General features: G+C 69.6%; 9 protein-coding genes. 3 read left to right on the top strand and 6 right to left on the bottom strand.

Annotated elements, in window-relative coordinates; all coding sequences use genetic code 11:
• Window positions 1-72: 72 nt before the first annotated feature.
• Complete coding sequence (locus AVTE2539_RS14580; RefSeq protein ID WP_284411571.1) at window positions 73-1,902, top strand: gamma-glutamyltransferase family protein; 1,830 nt, start codon at window positions 73-75, stop codon at window positions 1,900-1,902.
• A 78-nt stretch (window positions 1,903-1,980) separates the two neighbouring features.
• Here the strand turns inward: AVTE2539_RS14580 and AVTE2539_RS14575 are convergent, their stop codons facing one another.
• The 6 genes from AVTE2539_RS14575 to AVTE2539_RS14550 form a co-directional block, all read right to left on the bottom strand.
• Window positions 1,981-2,406 (bottom strand): cupin domain-containing protein, encoded by a 426-nt coding sequence (locus tag AVTE2539_RS14575; RefSeq protein ID WP_284411569.1) that lies wholly within the window; start codon window positions 2,404-2,406, stop codon window positions 1,981-1,983.
• Between the two features lie 218 nt (window positions 2,407-2,624).
• Window positions 2,625-3,377 carry a transporter substrate-binding domain-containing protein gene (locus AVTE2539_RS14570; RefSeq protein ID WP_284411567.1) on the bottom strand — a complete coding sequence of 251 codons (753 nt, stop codon included), beginning with the start codon at window positions 3,375-3,377 and terminating at the stop codon, window positions 2,625-2,627.
• Window positions 3,378-3,464: 87 nt separating this feature from the next.
• Window positions 3,465-4,262: an EAL domain-containing protein gene (locus tag AVTE2539_RS14565; RefSeq protein ID WP_284411565.1), complete on the bottom strand. Its 798-nt coding sequence runs from the start codon at window positions 4,260-4,262 to the stop codon at window positions 3,465-3,467.
• Between the two features lie 270 nt (window positions 4,263-4,532).
• Window positions 4,533-6,233 (bottom strand): multicopper oxidase family protein, encoded by a 1,701-nt coding sequence (locus AVTE2539_RS14560; RefSeq protein ID WP_284411563.1) that lies wholly within the window; start codon window positions 6,231-6,233, stop codon window positions 4,533-4,535.
• 9 nt (window positions 6,234-6,242) lie between these two features.
• Window positions 6,243-7,328, bottom strand: coding sequence for an RCC1 domain-containing protein (locus AVTE2539_RS14555; protein ID WP_284411561.1), 1,086 nt, complete (start codon window positions 7,326-7,328; stop codon window positions 6,243-6,245).
• A gap of 17 nt (window positions 7,329-7,345) precedes the next feature.
• Window positions 7,346-9,784, bottom strand: a complete 2,439-nt coding sequence (locus AVTE2539_RS14550) for an Lcl C-terminal domain-containing protein (RefSeq protein WP_284411560.1) — start codon at window positions 9,782-9,784, stop codon at window positions 7,346-7,348.
• A 328-nt stretch (window positions 9,785-10,112) separates the two neighbouring features.
• Here AVTE2539_RS14550 and AVTE2539_RS14545 point away from each other — a divergent pair, with 328 nt between their 5' ends.
• Together AVTE2539_RS14545 and dnaG are read left to right on the top strand one after the other, a co-directional pair.
• On the top strand, window positions 10,113-11,147 hold the full coding sequence (locus AVTE2539_RS14545) for a helix-turn-helix domain-containing protein (protein WP_284411558.1): 1,035 nt from the start codon (window positions 10,113-10,115) through the stop codon (window positions 11,145-11,147).
• Between the two features lie 54 nt (window positions 11,148-11,201).
• On the top strand, window positions 11,202-13,196 hold the full coding sequence (gene dnaG, locus AVTE2539_RS14540) for a DNA primase (protein ID WP_284411556.1): 1,995 nt from the start codon (window positions 11,202-11,204) through the stop codon (window positions 13,194-13,196).
• Window positions 13,197-13,378: the final 182 nt, after the last annotated feature.

Genomic DNA, 13,378 nt, shown 5'->3' with positions numbered 1-13,378 from the left:
AGCGGGGTGTAACACCCGCAGGCCAGGCCTGCACCCCGCATTACCATGGCGCCCACCACACAGGGAGACTCCATGATCCAAAAGCACCTGCCCGCCGCCCGGCTGGCCGCCCTCGCTGCCGCCGCCCTGCTCGCGGCCTGCGGCACCAGCCCCCGCCTGAACTACACCCTGCCCGACCAGCCCGAAGGCGCGTCCGGCTACACCGAGAAGCCCGGCTGGGCGACGCAGAAGTTCGCCGTGGCGGCCGCCAACCCGCTGGCCACCGATGCGGGCTACCAGGTGCTCAAGGCCGGCGGCTCGGCGATCGATGCCGCCATCGCGGTGCAGATGGTGCTGTCGCTGGTCGAGCCGCAGTCGAGCGGCATCGGCGGCGGCGCGTTCCTGCTGCACTCGGCGGGCAGCCGGGTCGAGGCCTACGACGGCCGCGAGACGGCGCCGGCCGCCGCCACCGAGAACCTCTTTCTCGGCCCCGACGGCAAGCCCGTGCCCTTCTACGACGGCGTGGTGGGCGGCCGCTCGGTGGGTACGCCCGGCGCGGTGCGCATGCTGGAGCTGGCGCACAAGGAGCACGGCAAGCTGCCGTGGGCATCGCTGTTCCAGCCGGCCATCCAGTTGGCCGAGAACGGCTTCAAGGTGAGCCCGCGCCTGAACACGCTGCTGGCCAACGAAAAGTACCTGGCCCAGGACCCGGCCGCGCGCGCCTATTTCTTCGACGCGGCGGGCCAGCCCTGGCCCGTGGGCCATGTCCTCAAGAACCCCGAGCTGGCCGCCGTGCTGAAAGGCATCGCGAACAACGGCTCCAAGGCGCTGCTGGAGGGCGAGGTGGCGCAGGCCATCGTCGCCAAGGTGCAGGGCCACCCGACCAACCCCGGGCGCCTGGCGCTGGCCGACTTGGCCGGCTACCAGCCCAGGAAGCGCGAGCCGCTGTGCACGGACTACCAGGTGGCCTCCAAGGACTTTCGCCTGTGCGGCTTTCCGCCGCCCAGCTCGGGCGCGATCGCCGTGGGGCAGATCCTGGGCATCCTGAAGAACACCGACGCCAACACGATGGCGCTGCAGGAAGGCCCCAAGGGCGCGGGCGACTGGTTGCCCAGTGCCGACTGGCTCTACCTGTACAACGAGGCCTCGCGCCTGGCCTTCGCCGACCGCGGCCTCTACGTGGCCGACCCCGACTTCGTGCAACCGCCGGGCGGCAGCTGGAGCACCCTGCTCGCCCCCGCCTACCTCGCCCAGCGCGCCAAGCTGATCGGCCCGCAGAGCATGAAGGTGGCGCAGCCCGGCAACCCCGGCGCGGTCAAAACCAGCCATGCGCCCATGCCCGACCAGATCGAACACGGCACCAGCCACATCAGCGTCGTCGATGCCTTCGGCAACGCGGTGGCGATGACGACCACCATCGAAGACCAGTTCGGCTCGCGCCAGATGGTCAAGGGCTTCCTGCTGAACAACGAGTTGACCGATTTCAGCTTCGCGCCCAAGGACGCGCAGGGCCAGCCCATCGCCAACCGGGTGGAGCCCGGCAAGCGCCCACGCTCGTCGATGGCGCCCACGCTGGTGTTCGACAAGCAGACCGGCCAGGTGGTGATGAGCGGCGGCAGCCCGGGCGGCGCGCTCATCATCCACTACACGGCCAAGACGCTCTACGGCATCTTCAACTGGGGGCTGATGCCGCAGCAGGCCATCAACCTGCCCAATTTCGGCTCGCTCAATGGCCCGACGATGCTGGAGGAAAACCGCTTCCCGCCGGCCACGGTGGAGGCGCTGCGCGCCCGCGGCGCCGAGGTGCGCGAGATGAACATGACCAGCGGCCTGCAGGCCATCACCCGCGCCGAGGTGCACGGGCAGCCGATGTGGCTGGGCGGCGCCGACCCGCGCCGCGAAGGCGTGGTGATGGGGGACTGAGCGCCCGCCCCTCAAAAAAAGAGCACCCGGCGGGTGCTCTTTGGCGTTACGGCCCGGGGCCGGCCGCTGCGCCAGCGCCTACTGCTCGGCGATCACGTCCAGGAACACCAGCGGCTCGGTGCCGGTATTGGTCAGCCCGTGCGATTCGCCCTTGCGCACGATGGTCACGTCGCCCGGCTTCACGGCCACGTCCACGCCGTCCTTGTCCTTGAAGGTGCCGCGGCCCGAGACGATCACGTAGGTGTCCTCGTTGCTGGTGTGCTTGTGGTAGCCGATGGAGTCGCCTGGCTGCAGCGTGAGCCAGCTGATCTCCTTGATGGCCTGGTCCTTGAGCGCCTTGTCGCGCGTGAAGGCGTATTCGCCGGCCAGCGTGCCCTTGCCGCCGCCGGCGCCCTCCTTGTTGGCTTTCAGCAGCGCCTCCTTGGGGTACACCTCGGCCGACGCCGTCGATGCCACCCCCACCAGGGCGATTGCGGCGGCCAGCAGGCGGAACGTTTTTTTCATGGGTTGTCTCCTTTGGAATGGTCGGGTGGCAGCGCGGGCCGCCGCAGCATGCCGCGGCCCGTTCGGTGCCGATGCGATCTTATGCGCGGCCCCGCGCGCCCCGCACCGGCCAGCACCCCGGCGGGGCCCTGCGAAGCAGGCTTGTTATCAAAACAGGCCCCAGCACAATCGACACTAGGGCATATCGCTATTAAAACAATAGCAATCGAATCACCGCCTCAAGCCGGGGCCTGGGCCTGGGCCGGCGCCACAGAGGCGCCCTGGATGCCGTGCCGCTCCAGCGCGGCCTGCACGAAGCCGCTGGCCTTGGCCTCTTCCACGAAGGCATGGAGCACGCCCGCCGCGGCCGCGCCCCGGCCCTTGGGCAGCCCCATGGCCTGCTGGATGACCATGAAGCGGCCCGGCAGCAGGCGCAGGCCGCCGCCCAGGCGCTGCGCATCGGCCTGCAGCTGCTGCTTGACGCCCGCAGCCACGTCGGCGCCTTCGGCCAGGAAGGTTTCCACGACGGCGGGCGACGTGGGGGCGCGCACCAGGGTGGCGGCCTTCATCTCGCGGCTCAGGTAGAGGTCGTAGGCGCTTCCCTTGCCGACCACCACCCGGTGCCCGGGCCGGTCCACGGCCTCGTTGTCGCGCAGCGGCGAATCGTCCCGCACCAGGTAGCAGCCTTCGATGAGCACGTACGGCGCGGTGAACGCGATGCCGGCGCCGCGCAGCGGGTCCACGGCGAAGAAGCCCACATCGGCCTGCTCCTGCGTGACGGCCTCGACCGATCGGCCGGCCGCATCGAACACGGCGAAGGCGATGGGCACACCCAGGCGCTCGGCCAGGGCCCGCGCCAGATCGACGGACACACCGGACGGGTCCGCCCCCGGCGCACCGGCCTTGGCCAAAATGGGGTTGCCCAGGTTGATGGAGGCGCGCAGCACCCCGGTGGGTGCAAAGGCCTGGATGACGGCGGGATCGAGGGACATGCGGCGAAGGCGAGGGGTTGAACGAAGGCCGAGCATCTTCCAGCCGGCGCGCCGTGTAAACCCCCGCCGCCGCCTGGCGGCGCAGCGTCAGGCGGCGGCGTCCTGCGGCCAGCGCACGGGCGGCAGGGCCTGCAGCGCGGGCCGGGCCAGCAGGTAGCCCTGGAACAGGTGGATGCCCAGGCCGCGCAAGGTGTGCAGCTCGGCATCGGTTTCGACGCCTTCGGCCAGGGCCTGCACGCCCAGGTCATCGCACAGGCCCACGATGCTGCGCACGATGGCTTGCCGGACCGGATGGCGGTCGACGCCGCGCACCAGGGCCATGTCGATCTTCAGCAGATCGGGCTGGAAGTCGGCCAGCAGGCTCAGGCCCGCGTAGCCCGCGCCGAAATCGTCGATCGCGCTCAGGAAGCCGTGGCGGCGGTAGGCGTGCAGGATGCCCTGCAGGTGCGCCTTGTCCAGCAGGTTCTCGCGCTCGGCGATCTCGAAGATGATGCGCTCGGTGGGAAAGCCGCAGCGCTGCGCGGCCTGCAGCGTGGCGCGGATACAGGCCTCCGGCTGGTACACGGCGTTGGGCAGGAAGTTGATGCTCAGCCGGCAGGGCATGCCCAGTGCCGCGGCCAGCTCCACGGCCTTCACGCGGCAGGCCTGGTCGAAGGCATAGAGGTTCTGCTCGGTCACCCGATCCAGGATGCTCTGGGCCGAGCTGCCGTCCAGCCCCCGCACCAGCGCCTCGTAGGCATAGACGCTGCGGTCGCGCAGGTCGACGATGGGCTGAAACGCCATGGTGAACTCGAAGTCCAGCGCCTGGCCATCGCGGCAGGCGGCGCAGGCGGGCGAAGAGGCGGTGGCCGAAGAGACGGCGTGGGGGGAGGCGGGCAGATTCATGACAGCGATGGGCCACGGGCAATGGCGGGGCGACGATCGACTCGACAAGCTTACGCCCATTCAGCGGCACCCTGGTCCCACACGCGTCCCGTGCCCCACCAGGACACCAGCCATTGCTGCCCCATCAGGCCCCATCCCGCGCACGACGCCGGGGCCCGGCGCACCGCACCGGGCCCCTCGCCGCGCTCTTCTTCTCTCCCCTCTCTCTCTTGGTTCCTGTGGCTCCGCGTCTGCTCTTGCCCTTGTTCGCTCGCTCGTGTTCGTCGCCTGTCACGCCACCACGTGCACCAGTTGCATCATTCCCAGGTCTTCGTGGTCGAGCGCATGGCAGTGCCACACGAACTGGCCGTGGAAGTCGGTGAACCGCATGCGGAAGGTGATGCTGCCCATCGGCGGCACCGGCAGCGTGTCGGCCCAGTACGGATCGACCGGCTCGCCGTTGACCCGGACCACATAGCTGTCGTTGACGTGGATGTGGAACGGGTGCGGGTAGCGATTGAGGTTCTGGATGGTCCATTCCTCCACCGCGCCCAGCGCCACCGTCTGCGTGGCCGTGAGCGACGACTGGAACGGCGACAGCCGGGCCTGCGGCGAGGCATCGCCGGACGAGAACACGGTGTCGGTGAAACCGTCGACGCCATCGGACAGCGGGATGAACCAGCCCTCCCCCGCCGGAATGGGCTGGGCCAGGCGCTCGCTCGTCTTGGACAGCACGGCCAGCACCAGGCTGCGCTGCTTGCCGCCATGGGCCGCCAGTTCCTCATCGGTGATGGGCAGGTGCTCGGCATAGCGCGGCAGGCGCGCGGGCTGGGGCAGCGGGGTGGACAGCGGCGTGCCCTCCACCACGATGCGCGCGACGATCTCGTCCTGCGCCTCGCTCGACGGCGCCTTGACCGAACGCAGGTAGTACGTGCCGGGCACGTCACTGGCCTTCACCACGATCGAATGGCGGTTGCCGGGGTACAGCGCGTTGCCGGGCCAGTGGGCGTTGTCGAATTGGTCCGAAGTGGCCGCGTTGATGGGCTTGAAACGGCGGTTGAACACGTTGCCGTCCTTGGCATACGCCCAGAGCGTGTGGCCGTCCAGCACGGGGTTGAACGGGTAGAACGAAGCCGTGTTGACGAAGTGCCATTGCTGCACCTCGCCCGGCCGCATCACGATGGTGGGCTGGTAGGCGCCGTTGAGCAAAAAGCCCGACGACGCGGTGCGGATGGAGTCGTAGAACGATTCCGTTTTGCCCTCGTCGGTCAGGTTGACCTTGTGCACGTGGATCGCCCGCTCGCGGATGTCCGGCGTGTCGATGAAGGTGTCCTTGGGGTCGTGGATGAGGATGGCGCCGAACATGCCGCTGGAGACCTGCACGTTGGACGACCCGTGCAGATGGGGGTGGTACCAGTAGATGCCGTTGGTGTGGTCGGCCGGGATGGCCACCTCGTGCTGGCGGCTGGCCCCCGGCAGCACGCCGGCCTCGGCCATGTCCACCACGTAGTCGCCGAACACGCCAGGGCGGATCTCCCGCGGATCGACGTGCAGGCCGTGGAAATGCAGGTTGGTGCTGTTCTGGTGGTTGAGGTAGTCCAGCGAGGACTGGCCCTTCACGTTGGCCGGCAGTTCGTTGACCAGCCGGATGCGCAGCGTGTCGCCGGGCTGCAGGTGCAGCGTGGGCGCCATGTACTGGCCGTTGAAGCTGCGCAGCGCGGTCTGCACCGTGCGGGCCACGCCCGGATAGGCCGGCGGCTGCGATCCCGCGATGCGCAGCGGCTGCGCGCCGTAGCGGGCGAACAGGTCCAGGCTGAGCTGGCCGCCGGACGACGTCAGCGCGGCGGGCTCGGGCAGCGTGTCCGCCGTGGCGCCGGAGGCGCTGCCGCCGCAGCCGGCCAGCGGGGCAACCACCGAGCCCAGGGAGAGCCCCAACATCCACTGCAGGCTGGCGCGGCGCGTCGGCTCCGGGGTCGAGAAAGAATCGGTCATGGCGGGCCTTCAGGCGAATGCGATGGGATGGGGACGGACCTGCACGGCGGTGGACGGAAACGCCCCGCAGGCGGACGAGCGGTTGTCGCCCCAGGCGAGCAGCCCGGTGCCGGTGCGCGCCAGCACGTGGCCCGATCCGGCCGCCAGTTGCAGCACGCCGCGCAGCGCCGGCACCCGCAGCGGCTTGGCGGAAAAGGCCATGCCGTCCCGCGCGAGCTGCCCCATGCCGTTCCAACCCCATGCGAACACATCGCCCTGGCGCGACAGCGCCACGGTGTAGAACATGCCCGCATCCACCTGCGCCACGGCGAAGCCGGTGCGCACCCGCACGGGCCGGGCGAAATAGCGCGCGGCCGCATCGCCCGATTGCCCGTACTGGTTGGAGCCCCAGGCCCACAGCCCGCCTTGCGCGTCCACCGCGAAGCTGTGCGTGTCGCCCGCGGCCACCTGCACGATGCGCCCGGGCAGGTCCACCCGCACCGGCACGGCGGATTCAGTCAGTGCCCCGTTGCCGAGCTGGCCGGCCGCGTTGGCCCCCCAGGCCCAGACGCGGCCGGCACGGTCCAGCGCCAGCACGTGCGCATGGCCGGGCGCCAGGTGCGCGATGGCGCCCAGGCCTTCGATGGCCTGCGGGCCGGATTCGCGCGACGCCGTCACGCGGCCCAGTTGCCCGTAGGCCGCCATGCCCCAGGAGCGCACCGTACCGTCGGCCTGCAGCGCGAATGCGGCGGCTTCGGTCTGGGCCACCTGGACCACCGGGGACGGCAGGCCCGACACGCCCACGCGGTCGGCGCCGTGATCCGGCGACACCACGGGCCGGCAGGCCACCACGGCGCCGCCCTCGCGCACGGCCAGCGTGTGGGAATGCCCGTCGTGCACCGCGGTGAACGGCAGGCCCGGGTTCAGCCACTGGGGCTGCGGCTGCGCGTAGCGGTTGTGGCCGATCTCGGTGGGGCTGGATGTGCACAGCTCGCCTGGATAGCCGGGTGGCAGCTGGGCGCCGAGCCGCTTGACGCCGCCCCAGCCGTAGGCCGCACCGTCTGCGGCGAGGGCGATGGACCGGTCGCGGCCGGCACTGATGGTGAGAAATGGCATGGAATGCGCCTCGCGGGTCAGGGCAGCAGCACGAGGTAGGCGAACCCTTCGGCGCCGCCGATCGTGGCCTTGATCTGGATCTGCTTTTTCGATGTGGGCCTCAGGGACACCGTCACGTGGCCGGAGGGGCTGATCTGCACGCCGGAATCGCTCGGGTTGCACGACCAGACGGCCATGTCCTTGTCGACGGCGGCCTCCGAACTCAGGACGCCCCGGATGCTGAGGTCGTACGAAAACGGGTATTGCTTGGTGACCTTCGTGGCAGGGGACAGCAGCAGCCGCTTGAGCACCGGCACCGGCGCGCTCTGGTTGCCGTAGAGGATGGCCTTGCCTTCGAGCCGGCCCCATTGCCCGAGCTGGTCCGACAGGTACCAGGGCAGTTCGGCCTTGATCGTGTAGGCACGTGGCGTGCGCTCCTGGCTGCGCAGCTGTACCAGGCCGCTGGTGCCTTCGTGGTTGGACACGTGCACGTCCGACGCGTTATCGCCCTCGACGCTCCAGATCGCATCCTGGGTCACGTCCTTCCACTCGCCGCTGTCGGAGTAGCGCACCAGCGCCCAACCCTGCGCCGTGTCGGCCGTGGATTTGAAACCTTCGTAGAACTCGACCTTGAACTCCACGGGAACGGGCGGCGTGCGCACGTACAGCACCGGCATGGTCCACGGCACGGGTGGCTGCGAGGAGCCGTATTCGGTATAGCACTTGCCGTCGCCACGGCAGAATTTGATGCGGATGTTTTCCTCGTCGCCGTTGTAGAGGTTCATCACCAGCGTGCGCAGTTCGTAGTCCGACTGGCCCCAGTGGCGATCGCGCCGCGTGTAGGCGTTGCGGGTGACGATGTAGCCCGGGCCGAGGATCTTGTACGGCCTGGACCCCGCCTGCCCCAGGTCGGCGAAATGCCGGTAATGGGTGGTGCCGTCCTGCTGGTACGACTGCGGCTTGAAACCGAAATACCGCATGACTTGAGGCGTCGCAGCCGACTGTTCGCCGGAAGGCAGCCGATGGCGCACGGCGTTCGACGGTATCAGGCTCTGCAGTTCGGTGATGCTGGGCAGGCGCCAGGGATTTCCCGCGCTCGCCGGGTCGGCCATCAGCCCTTCCAGACCGTCGTACTCGAACATCTCCGGTTTCCACATCAGGCCGGTGTCGCGGTCCAGGATGCTGCCGTCGGCGAAGGGCTTGAGCCCGTTGGGGTACATCAGCCGCTGGCGCTTGAGGTGAATGTGGTACTCGTCCAGGTGCCGCTCCGCCTTGTCCAGCTGCGGCGGATCGCCCGCATGGGCGGCCTCGACCTTGAGATTGAGTGCCTGGGCCTGCAGCGCGCGCGCTTGGTTGAAGGCGTTGAACAGCAGGTCGTCATAGGCCGTTCCGGCGCGGCCCGAATAGAACTTGGGGTGGTCGTCCAGCAGCAGGCGGATCAGCCCCTTGGCATCGGCACCGGAGCCCACCTGGTTGTCGTGCAGTTGGGTCAACACCAGGCTTTCATTCACGGACTTGACGAATTGCTCCTGAAGCTGGTCGGCCGTCGGCGGCGCATCCCCCGCCGCGCTGGCCAGCAACTCGGTCTTGTCCTGCACGAACGCCTTCAATACCTCCAGCGCCGTCAGGCGGGCGATGTAGGCCGTGGACCGCGGCACCTTGTCGATCGCCTCGCTCAGCCGCTTGATCTCGGCCGTGATCGCCTGCAGTTGCTTGGCGGTGGTGTCCTCTCCTTCACCCAGCCCCAGTTCGTTCAGGAAGCTGTTGATCCCGCTGACCCGCATGAGCCAGCCTTTGACCTTGCCGCCGGCCCAGTCCTTGAAGTTGCCGGACAAGCCATCCACCAGGTCCTTGATGGTGGCGTCGGGGCTTTTGTCGGCGCCCAGCAGGCCGGCCGCGTTCCGTCCGAAGCGCTGGACGGAGACCGTGGCGTCGATGCCGTCCGCCACCTGCCATGCCAGCGCCTGCGTGCCGCCCGCGCCGCGCGCGGCCTGGTGGAAGTGGTCCGCATCGAACCGGTCGCGGTCCAGGCTGAAGCCCAGAGTCCCCACGGGAAGGTCGGGCGGCAGCCCCAGCGACTCCAGCACGCGTGCCTGGGCCCGCGCCAGCGCCATCCCTGGCTGCGTGGCGAGGTAGGCATCCACCAGCGTGGAGATCGGCGACAGCACGACCGCCGTGCCGGAGCGGTAGTCCTCGAGCCGGGCGGCCAGGTGCAGGCCGTCCCCCAGGTCCAGGACGAGGCGCAGGCCGTCCCGCGCCGCGTGCACCAGCACCGTGGCATGGCCGTCGAAGGCCGTCTGCACCAGCGTCTGGCCGCCCGCGCCGAAGACCGTGAGCGTGCCCTGGCCCGGGCCGCCCGGCTCGGCATGGACCGGCACCGACAGCGCATGGGGTGCAGGGCCGAGTCCGCCTTCGCCGCAGCTTCGGACGAGGTCAAGATGCTGCAGGGGGTCGAGGGGGCTGTCCACAGGGTGCATAAATTGTGTCCGGCAGGCCGGTCCATTGGGGTGATGACGCAGTTTTTTCGCCCGGAATCGGGCAGCAGGCCTCCCGCCCACCGGTGCATCGTGACGTTTCGCCCCGGCCGTTTCAACCCGCTGATCCAGTGGGGATTTCCATCCCACGCCGCGGCCAGAGCCCTCCGTACGGGCAATTGAGACGGGCGGCCATGCCAGGCCCAACGGGTGAGACGCGGGGTCCATTTCGACCCCGTTCGGCGCGCAGGGTTTTTTTCGCGACCTGTCGCGCGTGCACTACATTTCGAGTGGAAACACACAGAAAGCAACAGACCGCCGAAGGGAATTCATGGCAAACGAGATCCGTCCGGCTTCCGATTCCCATCCACCCCGCCGCCATGCTGCGCTCGCCAGTCCGCACGTCCCAGGGACCCTGGTGGAGGTCTCCACTGACCCCATCCCCTCGGGCGAGCGCCTCGACTTCTGGCGGGAATCGGTGCTCAGCCGCATGCGCCCCGAGTCCGACGCGCCGGACGGAGCGGCGTTCGGCGGGCGGTTGCGTCGCATCGTCGGCCATGGGGCCGATCTGGTCGAGCACGCGAGCGAGGCCGTGCATGCCGTGCGCACCGAGGCCATGTGCCGCCGGGACGGCGCGGACGACATCAGCCTGTCGCTGATGGTGGAGTGCGACTGGGCCACCCAGGAAAACCACGGAGCGCAGCAGATCTCGGCCGGCATGCTCTACCTCGTGGACTACGCCCGGCCCGTGGAGATCCGGCGCTCCCGGCACCGCGACATGTCCCTCATCGTGTCGCGCAAGACGATCCACGACACCCTGGGCCCCGGCTTCGCACTGCCCGACCAGCTGCCGCAGCGCCCGGGCCTGGGCAGCGTGCTGCAGACCCTGATGGCCGCCACCTGGCGCGAGGCGCCGCGCATGGGAATCGACGAACGCACCGTGGCGCTGAAAGCCTGCACCGACATGGCCCTGGCCCTGCTGCAGACATCGCAGAAAGCCGGCCTGCAGGCCGATGCCGGCCGCTTCGACGACAGCCTGTACCGGGCGGCCTGGGGCCTGGTGCGGCGTCACTGCGGCGACCCGGCCTTCGGCGCCGAGCGGCTGGCGTTGCTGCTGGAATGCTCCCGTGCATCGCTGTACCGCCTGTTCGCACGCCATGGCGAAGGCGTGGCGGCCGCCATCTGGAGCGCCCGGCTGGAGGCCGCCTGGCAGCAGATCACCGCGACCGCAGGGGCCGGCACCGAGCGGCCCAGCCTCTCGGAGATCGCGCTGCGGTGCGGGTTTTCGGACCCGTCCACCTTCCAGCGCATGTTCAAGCGCCGCTTCGGCCTCAGCCCACGCGAGGCGCGCCACCAGGCTAACTGACCCGCGGGCCGACCGGCGGGTGCCGGCACCGGCGCGTTGGGGGACAATCGCCGGGTGTCCATCCCCCAGTCGTTCATCCAGGAATTGCTCGCCCGCGTCGATGTGGTCGACATCGTCGGCCGCTACGTGCAACTCAAGAAGGGCGGCGCCAACTTCATGGGGCTGTGCCCCTTCCACGGGGAAAAATCGCCCTCGTTCAGCGTCAGCCCCTCCAAGCAGTTCTACCACTGCTTCGGCTGCGGCAAGAACGGCAACGCCATCAGCTTCCTCATGGAGCACGCCGGCATGGGCTTCGTGGAGGCCGTGCAGGACCTGGCCCAGCAGGTGGGCCTGCAGGTACCGCAGGACGACGTCTCGCCCCAGGAGCGAGAGCGCGCCGCCGCCCAGCGGCAAAAGCAGGCCACGCTGACGGACGTGCTCGAAAAGGCCGGTGAATCCTTTCGCAAGCACCTCAAGGATTCGCCGCGCGCGGTGGGCTACTTCAAGGGGCGCGGCGTGTCCGGCACGGTCGCCAAGCGCTACAGCCTGGGCTACGCGCCCGAGGGCTGGCGCAATCTGGCCAGCGTGTTTCCCGAGTACGACAGCCCCCTGCTGGCCGAGAGCGGCCTGGTGATCGTGAACGAGGAGGACGACAAGCGCTACGACCGCTTCCGCGACCGCGTCATGTTCCCGATCCGCAACGTGAAGGGCGAGTGCATCGGCTTCGGCGGGCGCGTGCTGGGCGACGACAAGCCCAAGTACCTCAACTCGCCGGAAACGCCCGTGTTCCACAAGGGCCGCGAACTCTACGGCCTGTTCGAGGCGCGCACCGCCATCCGCGAGCACGGCTACGTGCTGGTCACGGAAGGCTACATGGACGTGGTGGCGCTGGCGCAGCTCGGCTTCCCGAACGCCGTGGCCACGCTGGGCACGGCCTGCACGCCCGACCACGTGCACAAGCTGTTCCGCTTCACCGAGACCGTGGTGTTCAGCTTCGACGGCGACGCGGCCGGGCGGCGCGCGGCGCGCAAGGCACTCGACGGCGCCCTGCCCTACGCCACCGACACGCGCAGCGTGAAGTTCCTGTTCCTGCCGGCCGAGCACGACCCCGACAGCTTCATCCGCGAACACGGCACCGAGGCCTTCGCCCGCCACGTGGGCGAGGCGCTGCCGCTCAGCCGCTTCCTTTTGGAGGCGGCCCGCGAGAACTGCGACCTGGGCACCGCCGAAGGCCGGGCCCACATGGTGAGCAACGCGCGGCCGCTGTGGTCCGCCCTGCCCGACGGCGCGCTCAAGCGGCAGTTGCTGACCGAACTGGCCGAGCTGGGCCAGCTCGACGCACGCGACCTGTCCGATCTGTGGAACCAGGCTGCGGCACAGGACGCGAGCCGCCAGGGCGGCGGCGCGCACCGCGCGGCGCCCGGTGGCGCGCCCCCGCCCGCCTACGCCGACGAACCGCCCTGGGGCGCCTCGGCGCAGGACGCCGGCTGGGCCCCGGCCGGCGAGCCGCCCGGTAGCGGCCAGGGCTATGCCGCCAAACCGTTTCGCAAAAACAACGGCGACTGGAAAGGCAAGGGCCGCTGGAAGAAGGAAGACGAGCGACCCATCCAGCCGCGCCTGCCCCGCACCCCGGCGGCGAGCCGCACGGACCACGCGGTGCGGCTTCTGCTGTCGCACATGGAGTTCCTGGAAGACCTGGCCCACGAGGACCATGCGGTGCTGTGCGCCCAGGCGGCGCCGCACGGGCCGCTGTTCACTTGGCTGGAAGGCCAGTTGCACGAGCACGGTCCGCTGGCCTGGGCCGTGCTGCGCGAGAGCCTGCTCGGGCACGAATGCGAGGGGCTGGCGGAACGGGTGATGACTGGCTCGCACGCCCAGACCGAGGGCGACGTGCAGGAACTGCGGGCCGAGCTGCGCGACCTGCTCGACCGCATGCTCATCGAGGAGCTCAAGCGCCAGCAAAACGAGCTCATCCTGCTGGCGGCGCGCGACCCGGCGGCACTGGCGCAGTACCAGGCCCTGGAGCAGCGGCTCAAGGCATTGCGCGGAATTTCGCTCAAGCCGGCTTGAAATTCCCCTGGGCCGCTATAATGTAGGGTTCATCGGCAAGAGCGACAGCAGCACCTCCGGGCCGGGCAACCGTGACACACACGCACGACCGCCCTTCACACCGCAAGGACTGCACACCAAATGTTCGCCCACACATCTTGCCCCTGAGGGTCGCTCCCTCGAACCGCGAAGGCTCCGGCCTT

Source organism: Acidovorax sp. SUPP2539, from assembly GCF_030158975.1.
Lineage (GTDB): Bacteria > Pseudomonadota > Gammaproteobacteria > Burkholderiales > Burkholderiaceae_C > Paracidovorax.
The sequence above is the reverse complement of the archived record's forward strand: the minus strand, read 5'-3'. Positions and strand labels throughout refer to the sequence as shown.

Excerpts from the sequence above, each read along its gene's own strand:
- AVTE2539_RS14550 (WP_284411560.1), bottom strand. The coding sequence starts at position 9,784 with ATGCACCCTGTGGACAGCCCCCTCGACCCCCTGCAGCATCTTGACCTC.
- AVTE2539_RS14545 (WP_284411558.1), top strand. The coding sequence starts at position 10,113 with ATGGCAAACGAGATCCGTCCGGCTTCCGATTCCCATCCACCCCGCCGC.
- AVTE2539_RS14580 (WP_284411571.1), top strand. The coding sequence starts at position 73 with ATGATCCAAAAGCACCTGCCCGCCGCCCGGCTGGCCGCCCTCGCTGCC.
- AVTE2539_RS14565 (WP_284411565.1), bottom strand. The coding sequence starts at position 4,262 with ATGAATCTGCCCGCCTCCCCCCACGCCGTCTCTTCGGCCACCGCCTCT.
- AVTE2539_RS14555 (WP_284411561.1), bottom strand. The coding sequence starts at position 7,328 with ATGCCATTTCTCACCATCAGTGCCGGCCGCGACCGGTCCATCGCCCTC.
- AVTE2539_RS14575 (WP_284411569.1), bottom strand. The coding sequence starts at position 2,406 with ATGAAAAAAACGTTCCGCCTGCTGGCCGCCGCAATCGCCCTGGTGGGG.
- AVTE2539_RS14570 (WP_284411567.1), bottom strand. The coding sequence starts at position 3,377 with ATGTCCCTCGATCCCGCCGTCATCCAGGCCTTTGCACCCACCGGGGTG.
- AVTE2539_RS14560 (WP_284411563.1), bottom strand. The coding sequence starts at position 6,233 with ATGACCGATTCTTTCTCGACCCCGGAGCCGACGCGCCGCGCCAGCCTG.